This is a genomic window from Archangium violaceum Cb vi76 (assembly GCF_000733295.1).
Lineage (GTDB): Bacteria > Myxococcota > Myxococcia > Myxococcales > Myxococcaceae > Archangium > Archangium violaceum.
In genome coordinates this window covers 232,519-250,579 of sequence record NZ_JPMI01000233.1, presented here as the reverse complement: position 1 = coordinate 250,579, position 18,061 = coordinate 232,519, and the positions used below count along the sequence as shown (strand labels likewise).

The following is an 18,061-nucleotide window of genomic DNA, read 5'->3' as shown; positions in this document are numbered from 1 at the left end:
CGTTGAGACCCCAGGTCCAGACGGTGCCGTCATTCTTCAACGCCACCGAGTGTCCGCCACCCGCGGCGAGGGTCTTGACGTTGCTCAGACTGGAGAGCGTCACCGGCGTCAGGCGCGTGGTGCCGGTGCCATCTCCCAGCCGGCCATCCGCGTTGTTGCCCCAGACCCTGACGGTGCCGTTGTCCTTGAGCGCCAGCGAGTGCGAGCCACCTCCGGTGATCATCCCGCATGGCTGCGTCACCGACTGGGTGAGCACCCGCGAGGTCGCGTAGCACGTGGTCCGGTTGCCCGCGCTGTCGATGACCATGGGCCAGGCCTTCACCTGGAAGGTCTGCGTCCCACAGCCCATGGAGCCGCTGAAGTACCAGGACCCCGAGGCCCCGGTGCGCTCATCCACCGCCTGGAGCACGCCCCCCAGGGTGTACTCCAGCTTCACCGCGTTGGCCCCGGAGGACACCGCGAAGGAGCCGCCGCCCGCCACCTCGTGCTCGTACGAGCTGATGCCTCCAATCGTCAGCGACGTCACGCTCAGCCCGGAGCACACCTGCGCCTCCAGCGTGCCCAGCGGCTCCTCGGCCAGCGCCCGCATGGCCTCCGGGTCCACACAGGCCATCAACAGCCCCACACTCATCAGGGCCCAACGGGAACGGATGACTTCACGCGACATGGGGGACTCCTCCTCACAGCGCCAGGGGGTGGAAAAATCGCACCCCACCATAACACGTCCTATCAGGAGAAACCCTTATTCTCGTAGATGAGCGAAATCCCTGGACGAGGGCGGGAAACACGCCCCCGCCCGGGTGCCGGAAGCGTCGGCCCGGCGGACGGAACATCCCAACGCCTCACACCGGGCCAGCGGGCACGCGCGAGAAGCCAGACAGAGACGGCACGCGATGAGCGTGGGCCGGAAGGCCCATGGCAAAGGCAGACAGAAGGAGCCATTCCTCCAGGCGCGGCCCTCCGCGCGGAGGCACCGTACCGCGCGTCCGCCCCCTCCACACCCCCCTGAACGAGGGGGTTCATGGCGATTGGCTTTACCTGGACGGAGGGGCTCGATTCGAAGCCTGGGGTTGGCATCGCCTTTCAACAGACGCATCCGAGAAATCCATTGAAACCAGATGAAACCAGATATAAACGACATGCCTGAACCAGACACACCGGAGAAACACATGAACTTCCGTCTCCATCGACACGTTCGAAAGGGGGCGCTGTCGGCGCTCGCCGTGCTGGGCCTGTTCGGACCGGCCGCCGCTTCCGCGATGACGCTGCCCAGCATCGACCTGAACGCCTATTGCGCGCAGACCTACGGCTCCGCCGCCTACGCGACGCTGACGCAGTCCAACGCCTTTGGCTGGACGTGCCGGCTCAATGGCTCGAACTACCCCATGGATCTGAACGCCGCGTGCCGGCAGCAGCACACGAACGGGGACTCGGCGGACTATCTCAACTACTCGGACCCCTATTCCTGGTACTGCGTGCTGCGCACCACCTATAGCAGCATGAACGGCAGCAGCCTGTCCGAGTACGTGTGGAGGGGCACCAAGGTCGCGCTGATGACGGCCAATCGCACCTGCCCCACGGCCACGGTGATGAAGCTCGTGGACGCGATGGACTCCGGGTACACCTTCTACCGGACCGCCACCAACCAGGATCCCCAGGCCTGGACGCCCACCACCTACCAGGGGAGGGATGTCCTGGCCGCGCTGCCCACGGGAACGCTGAGCGCGTGTGGCTCCAACTTCAGCGCCTGTGGATACATTGGCTCCAATGGCGTGGAGTTCCGCGACACCACCTTCACCACCATCTGCGACGCCACCCGGCTCAATGATCAATATGACCAGACGCCCTTCTACGAGCTGGGGCGCAACTTCTGGTTCTACGGAGACAAGCTCGAGTACAAGGGCACGGACAACACGGGCTCCATCACCACGGGGTATGCGGTGGCGATGCGCTTCCTGGCCATGGACTACGCCTCGGTGAGCGCGAAGGGAGCGCCCATCAGCGGGACGTCCTTCTCCACCATGCGCTCGGCCGTCCAGGGGTTGGTGGACACCTACCGCAACAACTCGTCCCTCAACTGGAGCAACACGCTCAAGACCGGGACGGCGCCAACCAACTCGTACAACCTGAAGGGCACGGACCTCTTCGCGTCCTTCGTCCTGCGGCTGCACCGCGTGCACGGCTCCGCCTTCATCAACCAGCTGTGGCGCAAGGCGGCCGCCCGGCCCAATGCCACCACCACCCAGGACGCGGTGGACAACTTCGTCATCGCCGCCAGCCAGGCCGCCAACGCCAACCTGTATGGACTCTTCACGACGACCTGGAGGTGGACGGTGAGCAGCTCGGCGCAGAGCTACCTCCAGAGCACGCTGGGCAACCCGGTGAGCGCCACGCCGTACCTCTGAGCGCCACGGGGGCGGACGCGCTCAGCGCCGCGTCAGCCCCACCGCGGCCGGCCGGGTGGCGGCGTGCGTCCAGCCGAGCCGGAAGGTGGCCGCCGTGCCATCGAAGGCCACCGGGTGCACGGAGATATCACCCGCCCCCGCCGCGCGCAGCGTCTCGGCGAGGAAGCCACAGGCGAAGCAGGGGTTGTCCGCGGCCACGTCCTTCATCCACAGCGTGGCCGCGTGCGTGCCCAGCTCCTCCACCCGCACCTCGTTGAAGTTGTTGCCCGCCCGCACGTTGTGCGGCACGCGCTCCAGCGTGTGCCTCGGCCCCAGCCGCGTCACCAGCGACATGCTCGCCCGCCCCTGCGCCGTCTGCCGGAAGCCCTGCAGGTAGCGCTCGCCCAGGCCACACCACGCCTCCTGCGGCGGGGCCGCCGGGAAGACGTCGCTCACCGCCACCCGCAGGAAGGCCTTCCACAGCTCCAGCGTGTAGGCCGGCCGCAGCGGCTCGTTCAAGTCCAGCCCCACGTCCTTCAGCCGGCGCCGCCCATCCCGCGTGAGGTGCGGTCCCAGCGCGCGCACGAAGAGGGCATCCACGGACTGCGCGAAGACGAGTTTCTCGGTGGTCAGCGTGGGGAACATGCCCGCAGGGTGACAATTCCCCCCGACTTCCGGCCATGCCCCCTCCGGGCGCTCTGTGTGCTGGTGGAAATTCGGTCAGCCCGGAAGGTCCCGGAATGTCCGGTGGCACGCAGGAGCCGTGTTCACACCTGCATCTTCAGCCGCGTCTCCTGCACCTCGGCCGAGGTGGACACCTTCTCGCGCTCGGCCTGGCGCAGCAGGCGGAGGATGGGCGGGCCGAGCACGTCCACCTCGGTGGAGGCGAACGTCTCGGAGCCGAAGCGGCGGATGGTCTCCGTCTGGCGCTCCAGAATCCGGGCGTCCTGCCCGAAGATGTGCAGGGCCACCGGGGTGATGAAGGGCTTCACCAGCCAGTGCGGCAGCGGCATGCGGAAGGTGACGACGGCGTACACCACCGTGTCCCAGTCATCCGCGGGCGTCATCGCCGAGGTGATGATGACGTGGCTGTCGTCGCCGAGCCGGTACTCCACCTGGGCGATGGACGGCAGCAGGAAGCGGTCGAAGTGCTGCACCACGCCGCCCCCCGGCGCGAGCAACCTCGCGGCGAGGCCCTCCGGACGAGGCTCGCCGATGTACTCGGCCTCCACCCGGTCCGCGCCCCGGCGCACCACCACCTCGATTTCATTCTTCTTCTTCTCGGTGCGGAACAGGCCGCCGTGGAGGAAGGACGTGTGGGGCACATCCAGCGTGTTCTCCAGCAGGGAGTGGAGCGAGCCCTTCGCGCGCAGGAGGCGGCGCACGGTGCTGTAACCGTGGGCATCCAGCAGGGGGAAGCGGTAGGGCTCGCTCGTGGGCTCGACGCCGGGGGTGGAGTACACCCAGACGAAGCCGTCCTGCTCGCGCGTGGCGTGCGAGGCGGCGCAGCGGGACTTCGCGCCGGGCTCTCCCATGAGACCCGGGATGGCGCGGCACTGGCCCCCGGCGTCGAAGCGCCAGCCGTGGTAGCCGCACTGGAGCTGCCCGCCCACCACCTTCCCCAGGGACAGGGGCACGTTGCGGTGGGGGCAGCGATCCACCAGCGCGGCGGGCTTGCCGGCCTCGTCTCGGAAGAGGACGAGCGGCGTGCCCTGCAGCGTGCGCGCGAGCGGCTTGCTGCCCAGCTCGCGCGAGGTGCAGAGGATGAACCAGCTCCGCGGGAGCCGGACCACCGAGACGAGTCCTGACGGCGCGGCCGCGCCACGCCCTTCCTCACGAGAAGAAAACATGCGCCCCACTCTATCGGAGTGCCCCCGGGCCAGGGGCTTGCCCTCCATGCCCGGTCCATCTAGGGTGCGCCAAAATTTTTGAATTTGATTCTCATTTTCATCAGCAACTCAGAAGATGAGTCTTCCGGAGCGAGTCATGACCGATACCCCTCCCCTGGGGCGAGAGCGCTGGGTGCTCTTGCTGCTGGCGGCCGTGCAGTTCACCCACATGATGGACTTCATGATCGTGATGCCGCTGGGGCCGGAGTTCATGCGGCTGTTCGGCATCTCGGCGGCGAGCTTCGGGGTGCTGGTGTCGGCGTACACGCTGGCCTCGGCGGTGATGGGGCTGTTCGGCGGGTTGTGGCTGGATCGCTTCGACCGCAAGCGCACGCTGCTGGCGCTGTACGCGGGCTTCATCGCCGCCACGGTGATGTGCGGCGCCGCGGACGGGTACCTCGGACTGCTCGTCGCGAGGACGGTGGCGGGGGCCTGCGCGGGGCTCATGAGCGCGGTCATCCAGGCCATCATCGGGGACCTCATCCCCGTGGAGCGCCGGGGCCGGGCCATCGGGACGGTGATGGCGTCGTACGGGCTGAGCGCGGTGGCGGGGGTGCCCTCGGGGTTGTGGCTCGCGAGTCTGTGGGGATGGCGCTCGCCGTTCTGGGCCATTGGCGCGCTGGCCGCGGGAGCGTGGCTGGGGCTGCTCGTGCTCCTGCCCACGATCGATCGCCACCTGTCCTCCACCCGTGAAGCGCCCGGTGCCACCGTGCCCGCTTCCCTCTGGACTCCCCAACTGGCGCTGGGCTGGGTGTTGACGTTCGCCGTGGTGTTCTCCGGCTTCCTGCTCATCCCCTACCTGAGCCCCTTCATGGTGGGGAACCTGGGCCTGCGGATGCAGGACCTGTCCTGGATATACCTGTGCGGAGGCATGGCCTCGCTCCTGAGCGCGCGAGGCATCGGCCGTCTCGTGGACCGCCACGGCCCGGCGCGGGTCCTGGGAGGCCTGCTCGTCGGCACCACGGTGCCGTACCTGGTGTTCTCGCACCTGTCCGCCTCGCCGCTGCCGGTGGTGGCGGGGGTGTTCGTCCTCTTCATGGGCCTGACCTCGGGCCGGGTCATTCCCACCGTGGCCCTGGTGGCCTCCCGGGTGCCGCCCGCGCTGCGCGGCCGCTACCTCGCGGTGAACATGGCCGCGAGCGATGGCGGCTCCGGGCTCGCGGCGTGGGCGAGCGGGCTGCTCATCTCGGTGGCACCGGGCGGCGCGCTGGTGGGTTTTGGTCTCGTGGGATGGATCGCCGTGGGAGTCACCGGCTGCGCCCTCTTCATCCTCTGGACGCTCACCCGGCGCGCCGTGGCACTGACCGCGGCGCCAGCCTGAGCGCGCGCCCGTGAGGACCCGCCCCCGGAGCACCCGGCGAAGACCCGGTGCTCCGGGGGCCCTACCCCATCAGCTCCGACGGCGGCGCGGAAGCCAGAAGGCCCCGGCCAGCGCGAGGGCCCACACGGACGAGCTCCCCGTCGTGGAGCAGCCGCCACGAGGCTCCTCCTCGGGCTCATCATCCGGCGTGGTCGGGTCGGGCGTGCCGTTGCCCACGACCACCTGCAACCGCGTGGACGCGGCACGGTCGCCACTGCTGTCCCGGTCCCCATCGGCGGAGTTGCCAGCGCCGAAGATCGTGAGGGTGACATCCCGGGCGGGGGCAACGAGGGAGAAGTCGAAGCGGAGCTCGTTGCCCGTGAAGGCCTTGGGCTCGGAGTGGGCGAGCTCCGCGCCCAGCTTCTTCGTCCCCGGGCCCGGCTGGAGGACGGCGTCCGACTGATTCACCGCGAGGTCCACGCCACCCGTCTTCGCGGGCCCTCCCCGGATGATGAAGCTGAACTGGCCGGTGGCGCCCGGCGCGAGCGTGGTGGGGCCGGTGAACTCGACCGTCGGCGCCGTGCCGCCCGAGTGGCAGGAGTTGCAAGTCAGCCCGTCCTTGCCGGACTGGCCCGTGATGCCCGTGCTGGTGGCGAGGGCAGGAGTCGACAGCAGGCAGACGACGGCCATGCCCGCGGAATGAGTAACGAAACGCATGGGAATTCCTGGGATGGAGGTGGCTAGCGCAGCTGGAGGAAGGAGAAGGACAGACCCTGCACGCTCACGGTGGACCTGCCGTTGTCGTCCAGCACGTGCAGCGTCGTCGAGGCGGCACCCGCCGCGAACTCCGAGTAGAGGACGTGGTTCTCCGACTCATAGAGGAACACGCTGCCCGTGGTGGACGGGAAGGCCGGCACCCGGGTCGCCGTCAGGGTGTCGAGCTTCAGCTGCCACCACTGCCAGCCCGTCCCGCTCGCCACGGTGCGGGGATGGGTCCCCTCGTACACGGGGGCCAGGGTCTCGTCGAGCACGCGCACGTAGGCCGTCCCCTGGGGACCGGGGATGAGCGCACCCGCCGTGCCTCCACCCACCAGCTCGCCCAGATCCTTGTAGAAGGAGGGCTCGAAGGTGTGCGTCCGCGGATCGAACTTGAGCAGGCAGGGCTCCGGCGCCTCCTCCACCCCCACCACCCGGTACGCCGCCGCCCCGTAGGCCTCCGTCGCGATGTAGACCTTGCCGTCCGGTCCCACGACGGCGTCATGCGTGTAGCCACACCGGTCATCCGTCGAGACGATGGCCGTGTCGGTCCGGGTATCGACGGAGACGACGGCCGCCTTCGGGGTAATGCCCATGCCCGATTCCGGACGCCAGCCCACGGGCATGATGATCTGGTTCTCGACCCGCGCGGGAGCGCCCGAGAAGGAGAGGATCGTGTCCGGGATGGACAGCGAGTCCAGGGGGATGCTGCCCGTGACCGTCATCGCGGTGGGGTTCCAGATGATGACCTGCGGGACGGTGCCATCGAAGAAGTACGCCTTGGTCTCCGAGATGAACTGGAAGTTGTTCTGGTACTCCCCGAGCGACGACAGGCCCTTGCTCTCGAAGCTCACGCGGCCCGACTCCTCCAGGGTGCCGTTGCTCGTGAGGGTGTAGCGGACGACCGTCGCGTTCTCGTCGGTCACCACATAGAGCGAACCGGACTTGGGAATGCCCACGCCGAGCGCCCGGCCGGGCACCTCGATGGCGTTGTCCAGGGAGAGCGTTCCAGCCTGCTCCGCCTTGTCCGTCACGATGACGTAGCTGTTGGGAACGTCGGCGGCGAGCAGCTGCGTGGTGATGGCGTACAGCGGCCCGGGCTCGGTGGGAGTGGGCTCCTCACAGCCTGCGAGCAGGGAAAGCACGAGCGCCGCGGAGGCGAGTCGCGAGGGGAGGAACGAAACGAAACCCTTCATTCGTACGGCCTTTCTACGGGGGGGATTTGAAAATGAGAATGGTTCTCATTTTCAACACGTGTTACGACCCCGGAGGCGTACTGTCAAGAATCAGCTCAGCGGTGCGCTCCGGCCGGCGCGAGGCGGACGTACACCATGCCGCCCACGGGGGTGCGGCTGCCGTAGAAGGACGCGAGCCCCTCGGGCACGAGGTTCAGCGCGCCGCGCACGCCCACTCCGGGCCGCACCGGCCCGAAGGGACCGAGGTTGTAGACGTAGCCCAGCACGAGGTTGCCCACGTCGAAGACGGAGTGCTCCAGCGGCTCGGGGAGTACCAGGTCGTGCCCCGCCTTCTCGACGTACTCCGCCCGCCCGAAGACGACGTGGTGCCCGTCCAGGTCCAGGCTGCTCTCCAGCAGGAAGGCGTTGGTGGGTGCCTCCTCGCCCTCGATATTGCGGCCGAAGACGGCCGTGGTCGCCCAGAAGCCGTTGCTCCCGAAGGGCGCGTGGTACGTGGCCGACGCGGTGAGCCGGTGCACCGGCACCTCCGGCTCGAGGAGCTCGGGACCCTTCAGGTAGCCGTAGGACACCTGCGCGCTCACCCGCGCCGTGGGGTTGGCCGACAGCCGCAGGGAGAACGAGTCGGGGGCCCGCAGGTCCAGGTCGTAGCGGTCCTCGTCGGGCTCGCGGCCGTTGAACCAGGAGAGCTCCAGCTTCGCCTTCGGCGTGAGGATGCCCGCGGTCAACACCCCGAAGGAGATGTGCGTGGCGTCCTGCCAGTGGTGGCCCAACACGGCCAGCGGGTCGTACCAGCCCGACACCCGGTGCGGAAAGGCCACGGGGCCCAGCGCCGGCTCGCCCGCGGGCGCCGCGTAGAGCATCAGCCCCCACGTGTCCGAGAAGTAGTGCGAGTACGAGAGCGCCAGCTCCATGAAGAGGTCATGCGGGTGCTGCCGGTCCCGCAGCGGCTCGTCCTGCCAGGTCTCTCCCGTCTGGAGCAGCAGCGGATAGCCACCGTTCGCGCCCGCGGTGAAGGGCTCGGGGCTCAGCATGACGCTCGCGACGAGCTGCCCCGATGGCAGCTCCCGGTTCGCCATGAGCATCAGCCAGCCGATTCCCACGAACGCACTGTCCCCCCGGGGCCCGCCCTGCACGTCGTAGCCGCCAAAGAGCAGGCCCTGGAACATGAGGCCCCACCCCGCCACCTGCCCGTGCAACATGGACCGGGGGATGAGGTCCGGCTGCCAGGACGTGCCCGAGCCCCGGCGCATCAGGGGAATGTCCCGGAGCGACTGGACCTCACGAGCCTCGTGCCCCATGTGCCCGGTGCCATGCTCGCCCTGGGCCGGAGGCGACCCGTGAGCTTCGTGCCCGTGCTCCGCCTCTTGTGCGCCAACGGGAAAGGCCAGCAACACGCCCAGGGAGAGCAGCAACGTGCGCATATTCCACCTCGTCCCTGGGAGGTTGGTGCTCGTCCCGTCACGGTGGGAGGGACACGCTCCACCGTCAGCCCCTGGAGGGAGCGGGTGGACGGCCGCTCGCGCCAGCCCCCGTCCATCACATCCCGCCGTGGACGCCCTCTTCCTGGCGTGGGTCCTCGGACCCGGACCCATCCAAGGGGCTGTCCATGTCGAAGAAGAACCTCCTAACGCTCTCCGTCTCCGCGCTGGGCCTCGTCCTATCCACAGGTGCCTTCGCCGCGCCCTCCACTGTCCGCGCGGGCCACCTGCGGGATGCCTCCTCCGGCCAGGTCCTCGAGGTGCGGTACACCGATGATGGGGGCCTCGCCATCCTCGAGAGCGACATCTTTCTGGGCCCCACCCGGTTGATGGAGAAGGCCGAGGAGCGGATTGCCGCCCGGACGAGTCCCTCGTCACGCCTGGAGGGCATGGGCATCCTCCCCATCCGCCAGGCCTGGGCCGAGGGCGTCATCCCCTACACCGTGTCGCCGGACCTGCCCCACCCGGAGCGCGTCACCGCCGCCCTTCAGCAGTGGCAGCAGCGCACGGGAATCCGCTTCGTCGAGCGGACGCGGGACAACGCCTCGCGCTACCCGCACTACGTGGCCTTCACCCGTGGGGAGGACTGCCGCTCCTACGTGGGACGGGCCGGCGGCGAGCAGCCCCTCACGCTCGCCGACGCCTCCGGCCAGGACGACATCCTGCACGCCATCGGCCACGCCATCGGCCTGGGACACGAGCAGGTCCGCGTCTCGGAGGGACGCGTGGACGGCGGCTCCATCGAGGCGGTCGCCCTGCTCTACGCCCGCCGCTGAGTGACCCGTGGAGCCGCGCCCTCAGTGCTTGCCGAACTCGAGCGGCACGCCCTTGCGCTTCGAGTAGATGTAGGCCTCCATCGCCTTCATCTTCGGGTCATCGTCCGCCAGGGGCTTGCCGCGCACCGGGTTCTCGATGCACCAGTTGATCATGTCGCGCAGCAGCGCCACGCGGCCGAACTGGACCTGGTACTTCGGGTACGTCTCCGGGTGCGTGTTGGCCGCGTCCGGGTGGCACATGTCACAGGACACCGCCACCTTGCTCCCGAGCGCATCCGCGTCGTGGAACACCCGGTTGCCCTCCTCCACGAAGGCCTGCGTGGAGGCGGCCCAGAGCGCCTCGTCCCGCTCGCTGAAGGCGCCATAGGTGTGGCCCGTCTGGACGTTGGCGTCCTTCTTCCCCGCCATGCCCGCGGCGCCCGAGGACGCGGTGGGGCCTTCCGCCTGGTTGGACTTGCCGGCGGAGGGCTTCCGCGGCGAGGGCGGTGGCGTGGGCGCCTGGGCCACCACGTCCCAGCGCGCGTCCGGGTTCTTGCGGCGCCACTCCTGCATCAGCTGCGACGTCACCTCCAACGCCTGGGCGCGCGACAGCGGCTCACCCTCCTTCACGCCCTTCACTTCCAGGGACGTCTCGCCATCACACAGGCCGAGCACGAGGTTTCCGTCCTTGGAGGGCGGCAGCTCGTGGCGGGGACGCTCGCCGGGGGCGGAGTCGGTGGCCAGGGCCGCGCCGCCCACTCCAGACAGCAGCGCGCACAGGCCGGTGAGGAGCTTCTTCCGGTAGGTCATGGCTTCCTCTCGGGGGTACTCGCTAGTAGCTGGGCAGCTTGGGGCGGGGGGGCGCGTCCTTCTTCCCGTTGGACGCGAGGTAGCTGGCGCGCACGTTCATGGGAGCGCGGTCCCACAGCCGGTACAGCTTGTCGACGGCGCCGGCCTCCAGCACGTCCACCCTTCCGGTGCCCATGCCATCGAAGTTGCTGAAGGGGTCCGGCCGGTTCATCTGCACGGTGAGCGAGGGCAGGCCCTCGGGCGCGTAGGGCCACGGCCACGCGGTGGACAGCATCCCGTGGAAGTCGATGTTGCCGATCCGGTGGGTGAGCACCTGGTGCGTGTGCCCGTGGATGACGGTGACCTGGTTGAAGGGGCGCAGCAGGGCCTGCACCTCGTCCGCGTCGTCCGTCCAGAAGTTCCACGGCCGGTAGTACTTGTAGAGCGGCGAGTGGCTGAAGACGATGAGGGGCGTCTTCTTGTCCACCTTGGCCAGGTCCTGCTCGAGCCACTTGCGCTGCTCGGCACCCACCTCGAAGCGGGACTGGATGGCGTTGTCCAGGCCCGCGACGACCTTCATGCGCTCCATGGGCGTATAGCCGCGCTCCGTCCAGAAGTCCTTCTCCAGGATGGAGTTGAGCACCACGAAGTGCACGCCCTTGTGGTCGAACGAGTAGGTGGGCGCGCCGAACAGCTCGCGCCACTTCTCGCCCATGTCGAGGAACCAGTCGTGCTCGCCCACCATCATCTTCACGGGCGCCTTGACGGCCTTGAGGATCTCCGCGCCCAGCTTCAGCTCCTCGGCCTGGCCGAGCTGCGCCAGGTCTCCGCCGAAGAGGACGAAGTCCGGCTGGGGATCCAACGCGTTGACGTCGTCCACCGCGCGCAGGATGGAGCGCACGAAGCGGTCATTGAGCTCCTTCTTGTAGAGGTGCGTGTCCGAGATGTACGCGAAGCTGAAGCGCTGCTTGGAGCCCTGCGCCTCGGCGACGCGGACGAGCTGGAAGCTCTGCGGCGTCACCAGCCCCATTCCCGCGGCGATGCCGGCGGAGATGCCCGCCACGCGCAGGAAGGCGCGGCGGTCCAGCTTCCCCAGCTCGTCGAAGAAGGCGGCGCGCTCCTCGTAGTACTTCGTCTCGATGCTCTTGTATCCCTTGCCCATGGGCCGTGCGCCTCCTACTTCGCCGGTGCCTTCGCCTTGTCCGCCGTCTTGCCTTCCGACGCCTCGCCGCCGTACACGCCGATGTCCGCCGGGTTCTTCACCTGGACGTTCGGGCTGAAGCCGATGTCCCCCAGGCTGCCCTTCTTGCCCATGGCCACCGCGGTGTCCCGCTCCGGGCGCACGTTCTTGCGCCCTCGCTGTTTCGCGAGTTCCTTGGCGTTGAGCTTCGCGAAGCGCTCGTCCGTGAGGGTGAAGAGGAAGGCCACCACGTCGTCGATCTCCGCCTCGGTGAGGCCGAGCCGCTGCATGCCGCCGTCCAGGAAGGGATTGGCGATGCCGCCCTTGTTGTAGTGGTCCATCACGTCCCACAGCGTGGCCAGGGAGCCGTCGTGCATGTAGGGCGCGGTGATGCCCACGTTGCGCAGCGTGGGCGTCTTGAAGCTGCCCACGTCGTTGTCCTGCTTCGTCACCAGGAAGCGGCCCAGCTCGGAGAACTCCGTCTGCAGCGCCAGCTCGTCGATCTGCTTCTCGTCCCCGGTGCGCACCACGCGCAGGCCCTGCTGGGCGAGCTTCACGAAGTCCTGCTTGTGCGCCGCGATGCCGATGTTGTGGAACTTCTGGTCCGAGAACAGCGGCGAGGTGGCGTTGGCCGCGTGGCACTCGTTGCAGCGGGCCTTGCCGTTGAAGAGCGCCCAGCCGCGCTTCGCCGAGGCGTCCAGGGCCTTGCCGTCCCCCTGGAGGAGGAATCGATCGAAGGGCGCGCTGCCGGAGAACTGGGTGCGCTCGAAGGCGGCGATGGCGGAGGCCAGGTCGTCGAAGTTCACCTCGCGCCCGAAGACGCGCTTGAACTCCGCGGCGTACTCGGGGATGCCGCGCACCTTGGCCACCACCGCCTCGGGCGAGGGCATGGCCATCTCCACCGGGTTGAGGATGGGCAGCTTCGCCTGATCCTCGAGCGTGGGAGCGCGCCCATCCCAGAACTGGGTGGCGTTGAACATGGCATTGAGGACGGTGGGGCTGTTGCGCATGCCCTTGCGCTTCTCGACGCCCTCGGAGACGGGCTTGCCGTCCACGAAGCCCTTGTCCGGGTCATGGCAGGTGGAACAGGAGACGGAGTCGTCGAGCGACAGCCGCTTGTCGAGGAAGAGCTTCTCGCCCAGGGCCACCTTCTCCGGCGTGGGCTCCTTGCCGGGAGGCACGGAGATCTTCCAGAGGATGGCGGAGACGCCGGGAGGCAGCTTCGGAGGTGGAGCCCCCTGGGGAGGGCCCTCCGCGGAAGCCGCCCCGGCGTACAGCAGGGCAGCGAGCATCCAGGAAACACGGGCCCCGGGCCTCATCGTCGTCCCTCCAATCGCGCGTGTCTCGCGCACCGCCGGCACGGCTCGAAGCAATAAACCCGGGACGCGAACGCTCCAATCACGGAACGAGAGCGATGTTCAGTGTTTGGTGTTGTCAGCGAGGCGACACGTCACAGCTTCAGCTTCCGCAGACGCAGCGCGTTGCCGATGACCGACACCGACGAGAGGCTCATCGCCGCCGCCGCGAGCATGGGGCTCAGCAGCCACCCGAAGAAGGGGTACAGCACGCCCGCCGCGATGGGCACCCCCAGCGTGTTGTAGACGAAGGCGAAGAAGAGGTTCTGCCGGATGTTGCGCAGCGTGCCCCGGCTCAGCCGCCGCGCCCGGGCAATCCCTCTCAAGTCTCCCTTCACCAGCGTCACCGACGCGCTCTCCATGGCGATGTCCGTCCCCGTCCCCATCGCGATGCCCACGTCCGCCTGCGCCAGCGCCGGCGCGTCGTTCACCCCGTCTCCCGCCATCGCCACCGTGCGGCCTTCGGCCTGCAGCCGCTTCACCACGTCTCCCTTGCCCTCGGGCAGCACCTCCGCCACCACCTCGTCGATGCCCAACTGGCGCGCCACCGCCTCGGCCGTGGTGCGGCTGTCGCCCGTGAGCATCACCACCCGCACGCCCTCGTGGTGCAGCGTGGCCAGGGCCTCGGCCGTGGTGGCCTTGATGGGGTCCGCCACCCCGAGCAGCCCCGCCGGCCTGCCCTCCACCGCCACGTACATCACCGTCTGCCCCTCGCGCCGCAGCGCCTCCGCGCGAGGCCGCAGCGCCTCCGCTTCCACGCCCAGCGACTCCAGCAGCGCCACGTTGCCGAGCGCCACCCCGGCACCGTCCACACGCCCCGTCACTCCCTTGCCCGTCACGGAGCGGAAGTCTCGCGCCGCCGACAGGACCGCCCCACGCGCCTCGGCCCCCGCCACCACCGCCGCCGCCAACGGGTGCTCGCTGCCCCGCTCCAGGCTCGCCGCCAGGTGCAGCAGCCGCGCCTCGTCCATTCCCTCCACCGCCACCACCGACACCAGCTTCGGCTTGCCCTCCGTCAGCGTGCCCGTCTTGTCCACCACCAGGGTGTCCACCTTCTCCAGCAACTCCAGCGCCTCGGCGTCGCGGATGAGTACGCCCACCCCGGCGCCCTTGCCCGTCCCCACCACCACGGACATGGGCGTGGCCAGACCCAGCGCGCACGGGCAGGCGATGATGAGCACCGCCACCGCGTTCACCAGCGCGTGCGCCAACCGCGGCTCGGGCCCGAGGAAGGCCCAGACGAGGAAGGTGAGCACCGACACCGCGATGACCGCCGGGACGAACACCGCGGCCACCTTGTCCGCCAGCCGCTGGATGGGCGCGCGCGAGCGCTGGGCCTCGCTCACCCGCTGGACGATGCGCGCCAGCAGCGTGTCCTTCCCCACCCGCTCGGCCCTCATCACCAGGCTGCCCGTGCCATTGACGGTGCCACCCGTGACACGGGCCCCTGGCGCCTTCTCCACCGGAATGGACTCACCCGTCACCATGGACTCGTCCACCGCGCTCTCGCCCTCCAGCACCACGCCGTCCACCGGTACCTTCTCGCCCGGGCGCACACGCAGCGAGTCTCCGGCCTTCACCTGCTCGAGGGAGACGTCCTCCTCGCGGCCGTCCTCGCGGATGCGCCGGGCCACGGCCGGGGCGAGGCTGAGCAACGCGCGCAGGGCCCCCGAGGTCGCGTGGCGGGCTCGCAGTTCCAGCACCTGACCGAGCAGCACCAGCGTGACGATGGTGGCCGCCGCCTCGTAATAGACGGGCACCGCGCCGCCATGGCCGGTGAAGGCATGCGGCAACAGGCCCGGGGCCAGCGTGGCGAAGACGCTGAAGAGGTACGCCGCCCCCGTCCCGATGGCGATGAGGGTGAACATGTTGAGATGCCGGTTCTTCACCGACGCCCAACCGCGCTCGAAGAAGGGCCAGCCGCCCCAGAGCACCACCGGGCTCGCCAGCACGAGTTGTATCCACGCCAGCCACCGTGGCGACAGGGCGTGCTGCACCGGCTGGCCGGGAATCATCTCGGACATGCCGAGGAACAGCAGGGGCAGCGTGAGGACGACGCCCACCCGGAACCGCCGCGTCATGCTCAGCAGCTCGGGGTCCGGCTGCTCCTCGGGCAGCACCGTGCGCGGCTCCAGGGCCATGCCGCAGATGGGGCAGGCACCCGGCTCGTTCCGTACGATTTCCGGGTGCATGGGGCACACCCACTCGGTGCGCGCCGTCAGCATCACCGGCTGCTCGGGCTCCAGGGCCATGCCACACAGGGGGCAGGCACCGGGGTGGTCCTGACGGACCTCGGGGTCCATCGGGCAGATCCACATCGTGCCCGGAGGGGCCTCCACCGGCTCGGGCTCACCCTTCGCCTCGAGGTACTTCTGGGGCTCGGCGGCGAAGCGCTCCCGGCACTTCGGGTTGCAGAAGAAGTACGTCGCGCCCTCGTGGACGTGGCTGCCTCCCTTGGCGGTCGCCGGGTCGACCGTCATTCCGCAGACCGGGTCCAGCACCTTGCCCTCGCTCTGGGAAGGGGGACCCGCGGGGTGGGCGGCGTGGGAATCGTGCGAGTGGGTGTGCTCGTGGGCCATTGGGGGGTTCGTCCTTTCACCCGGGCTGACGGAGCGCCCGCCAGACTCTTACAGTGGGCACGCCCCGTGCCCTGGTTCGGAGGGGAGAATCACCGCGCCCCCCTGCCCGTCAAGCGGGCGGCTTGCGGCTGGCTCCCGGCTCGCCGACCGTGCCATTCTCCGCCCCCCTCCATTGATACCGACCTGATACCACCATGGCCATCCGGCGCGCCCTGCTCCTCATCGCGGATATCGGCGGATACACGCGCTTCCTCAAGACGCACGCCATCAACCTGGCCCATGCCCATGACATGGTGAGCCAGCTGCTGGAGGCGGTGATCGACGGCGCGGCCTCGCCGCTCGAGCTGGCCAAGCTCGAGGGCGACGCGGCCTTCTTCTACGCCCCGCTGTCCGAGGACGCCCGGATGGACGTGACCCCCGTGGTCACCGCCATCCGAGCGGCCTTCGAGCGCCGCAAGGAGCTGCTGCGCATCGACCGCACCTGCACCTGCGAGGGATGCACCCAGGTGGAGCAGCTCACCCTCAAGTTCGTCGTGCACCAGGGTGAGGTCGCCTTCCAGCGGGTGAAGCGCTTCACCGAGCTGGGCGGCGTGGACGTCATCGTCGTCCACCGGATGCTGAAGAACTCGGTCCCCATCCGCGAGTACGTGCTGATGACGGAGACGCTGGCCCGTCAGCTCGCACCCGGGCTGAGGGAGCAGGCCCTATCCCTCCAGGAGGAGCTCGAGGGCCTGGGCCAGTACACGCTGCGCTACGTGCCCCTGGATGTACTGGAGCCGATGCCCGCCCTGTCGCTCCAGCCGTCCGCCCTGAGGCGCGTGGTGGCCTGGACGCGGATGACGTGGCGCTCGCTGCCGTACATGCTGAAGCTCAAGCAGCCCTGCACCGGCTTCCGCAACTTCGACCTGGGGAGCGAGCGCGTCGCCGGCGCCCTCCAGCCCTGACGCCCACCGTCACGCGGACGGCTCGCAGCCCCCACCCGGCTTGCCGCACGTGCAGTCCAGGCACCCGTGCGCCGCGCAGGTGCCGCAGCTGCGCTCCAGTTGCTTCTTGAGGGCCTGCCGCGCCCGGTGCAGCCTCACCCCGGCGTTGTTCGCGGTGATGCCCGCTTCCCGGGCCACCTCGGGCACCCCGCGCCCCTCCAGGTCCACCTGACGCACCATCTCCGCGTACTCGGGCTTCAACGCGGGCAGCAGGTCATGGATGCACGCACAGACCGTCTGGGTCAGCTCGGGATCCGGCCCCAGCTCGGAGGCCGCGCGCGCCTCGCGCTCCAGTGCCCGGCCCTCGGCGCCCTGCCGGCGGTAGTGGTCCACGAGCGCGTTGCGCAACAACCGGTAGAACCAGGCGACCGCGCCCTCTCCCTCCTCCAGCTCCCCCCCCTTCTCCAACGTGCGCACATAGGCGGACTGGAGGAGCTCCTCGGCCTGGGCCCGGCTGCCCACCCGCCGCTCGAGGAAACTCAAGAAGCGCCGGTGGTTCCCCACCAGCGACTCCACCACCGCTGGACTCAGCGCCCCCTCACCGTTGCCTTCCCGCATGCCGTGCCTCGGAGTCACCGGGTGCGCACCTCACGCCCCCATTCTCCTCTACTACCCGAGCCACTCCCCGAAAACACCAGGGCTGGAATCCCACGGGAGGGCAGCCCGCAACTTCCATTCATCCGCCGGGTTGGGAGCTTCAGACCGATTTCCAGAGGAATTACCCCATGAACCGCTGCAGCCGAGCCCTCGTCGCCGCCCTCCTCCTCTCCGGCACCACCGCCAGCGCCCAGACCCTGCGCAACCACGCCGAGCGCGGCCAGGACCGCCAGGAGAAGCGCCAGGACCACCAGGAGACCCGCGACGACCGAAAGGACGCGGCCGAGCTCGAGGCGGTGCTGGCCCGCTTCGACGCGGCCCGCGCACACCGGGATGCCGCCGGGCTCGCCGAGGTGGACTCCCGCCTGCACACCCTGCTGCGCCAGGAGCTCTCCGAGAGCCATGCCGAGCTCGCCGCCGACAAGGCCGAGGTTCGCCGCGACACCCGTGAAATCCGCTCGGACCGCCGCGAGGTCCGCCGGGACCAGGCCGCTGGCCGTCCGGGGGCGCTCGCCGATGACCGGGGAGACCTCCGCGACGACCGGCGGGACCGCCGCGATGACCAGCGCGACGCCCAGGTGGAGGCCGCGTCCCAGTCCGCGCGCTGGCGCATCGCCCAGGAGCTGAAGACGCTGGCCGGTGTCCAGGCGCCCGCGCAGCTGGACCGCAAGCGCACGCTCATCGTGGAGCTGACGCAGCTCGCCCGCCAGGAGGTGACCGGGGACAAGCGCGAGCTGCGCGAGGACCGCCGCGAGCTCCGCGAGGACCGCCGCGAGACGCGCGAGGATCGCCGCCAGCGCTGACCCAGGAGCGGAGAGTC

At 69.5% G+C, this 18,061-nt stretch carries 15 protein-coding genes and 1 pseudogene; 5 read left to right on the top strand and 11 right to left on the bottom strand.

What is annotated here, in order from left to right:
• Nucleotides 1-667: pseudogene (locus tag Q664_RS52970) on the bottom strand (RCC1 repeat-containing protein); the annotation flags it as partial.
• Between the two features lie 502 nt (nt 668-1,169).
• On the opposite strand from Q664_RS52970, the gene Q664_RS32700 reads away from it, so the two are divergent.
• Nucleotides 1,170-2,405: a hypothetical protein gene (locus Q664_RS32700; protein ID WP_052518957.1), complete on the top strand. Its 1,236-nt coding sequence runs from the start codon at nt 1,170-1,172 to the stop codon at nt 2,403-2,405.
• 21 nt (nt 2,406-2,426) lie between these two features.
• Here Q664_RS32700 and Q664_RS32695 read toward each other — a convergent pair whose 3' ends face one another.
• Both Q664_RS32695 and Q664_RS32690 read right to left on the bottom strand, forming a co-directional pair.
• On the bottom strand, nt 2,427-3,029 hold the full coding sequence (locus Q664_RS32695) for a DUF2378 family protein (protein ID WP_043404348.1): 603 nt from the start codon (nt 3,027-3,029) through the stop codon (nt 2,427-2,429).
• 122 nt (nt 3,030-3,151) lie between these two features.
• Complete coding sequence (locus tag Q664_RS32690) at nt 3,152-4,234, bottom strand: aromatic ring-hydroxylating oxygenase subunit alpha (RefSeq protein WP_043404346.1); 1,083 nt, start codon at nt 4,232-4,234, stop codon at nt 3,152-3,154.
• Nucleotides 4,235-4,370: 136 nt separating this feature from the next.
• On the opposite strand from Q664_RS32690, the gene mxcK reads away from it, so the two are divergent.
• Nucleotides 4,371-5,594: a myxochelin export MFS transporter MxcK gene (gene mxcK / locus Q664_RS32685; protein WP_043404343.1), complete on the top strand. Its 1,224-nt coding sequence runs from the start codon at nt 4,371-4,373 to the stop codon at nt 5,592-5,594.
• A gap of 69 nt (nt 5,595-5,663) precedes the next feature.
• Here mxcK and Q664_RS32680 read toward each other — a convergent pair whose 3' ends face one another.
• The 3 genes from Q664_RS32680 to Q664_RS32670 form a co-directional block, all read right to left on the bottom strand.
• Nucleotides 5,664-6,290 (bottom strand): MXAN_6652 family MXYO-CTERM-anchored protein, encoded by a 627-nt coding sequence (locus Q664_RS32680; RefSeq protein WP_043404340.1) that lies wholly within the window; start codon nt 6,288-6,290, stop codon nt 5,664-5,666.
• 23 nt (nt 6,291-6,313) lie between these two features.
• Entirely contained in the window at nt 6,314-7,525 is a 1,212-nt protein-coding gene (locus Q664_RS32675) for a hypothetical protein (protein ID WP_043404337.1), read from the bottom strand.
• Between the two features lie 95 nt (nt 7,526-7,620).
• Complete coding sequence (locus Q664_RS32670) at nt 7,621-8,946, bottom strand: hypothetical protein (RefSeq protein ID WP_052518956.1); 1,326 nt, start codon at nt 8,944-8,946, stop codon at nt 7,621-7,623.
• Between the two features lie 185 nt (nt 8,947-9,131).
• On the opposite strand from Q664_RS32670, the gene Q664_RS32665 reads away from it, so the two are divergent.
• Complete coding sequence (locus Q664_RS32665) at nt 9,132-9,779, top strand: M12 family metallopeptidase (RefSeq protein ID WP_052518955.1); 648 nt, start codon at nt 9,132-9,134, stop codon at nt 9,777-9,779.
• Nucleotides 9,780-9,800: 21 nt separating this feature from the next.
• Here Q664_RS32665 and Q664_RS61400 read toward each other — a convergent pair whose 3' ends face one another.
• From Q664_RS61400 to Q664_RS32645, 4 genes are all read right to left on the bottom strand, one after another.
• Nucleotides 9,801-10,568, bottom strand: a complete 768-nt coding sequence (locus tag Q664_RS61400) for a c-type cytochrome (RefSeq protein ID WP_235216964.1) — start codon at nt 10,566-10,568, stop codon at nt 9,801-9,803.
• A 22-nt stretch (nt 10,569-10,590) separates the two neighbouring features.
• A complete protein-coding gene (locus tag Q664_RS32655; protein ID WP_043404334.1) occupies nt 10,591-11,709 on the bottom strand; it encodes a metallophosphoesterase family protein in 1,119 nt (372 codons plus the stop codon).
• A gap of 14 nt (nt 11,710-11,723) precedes the next feature.
• Nucleotides 11,724-13,019 (bottom strand): cytochrome-c peroxidase, encoded by a 1,296-nt coding sequence (locus Q664_RS32650; RefSeq protein WP_235216963.1) that lies wholly within the window; start codon nt 13,017-13,019, stop codon nt 11,724-11,726.
• Between the two features lie 158 nt (nt 13,020-13,177).
• Complete coding sequence (locus Q664_RS32645) at nt 13,178-15,661, bottom strand: heavy metal translocating P-type ATPase (RefSeq protein ID WP_043404331.1); 2,484 nt, start codon at nt 15,659-15,661, stop codon at nt 13,178-13,180.
• A gap of 194 nt (nt 15,662-15,855) precedes the next feature.
• Between Q664_RS32645 and Q664_RS32640 the strand changes: the two genes are divergently transcribed.
• On the top strand, nt 15,856-16,605 hold the full coding sequence (locus tag Q664_RS32640) for a DUF2652 domain-containing protein (protein ID WP_043404328.1): 750 nt from the start codon (nt 15,856-15,858) through the stop codon (nt 16,603-16,605).
• A gap of 9 nt (nt 16,606-16,614) precedes the next feature.
• On the opposite strand, the gene Q664_RS32635 is transcribed toward Q664_RS32640, so the two are convergent.
• Nucleotides 16,615-17,202 (bottom strand): RNA polymerase sigma factor, encoded by a 588-nt coding sequence (locus tag Q664_RS32635; protein WP_043404325.1) that lies wholly within the window; start codon nt 17,200-17,202, stop codon nt 16,615-16,617.
• 167 nt (nt 17,203-17,369) lie between these two features.
• Between Q664_RS32635 and Q664_RS32630 the strand changes: the two genes are divergently transcribed.
• On the top strand, nt 17,370-18,044 hold the full coding sequence (locus Q664_RS32630; RefSeq protein WP_043404320.1) for a hypothetical protein: 675 nt from the start codon (nt 17,370-17,372) through the stop codon (nt 18,042-18,044).
• Nucleotides 18,045-18,061 lie beyond the last annotated feature (17 nt).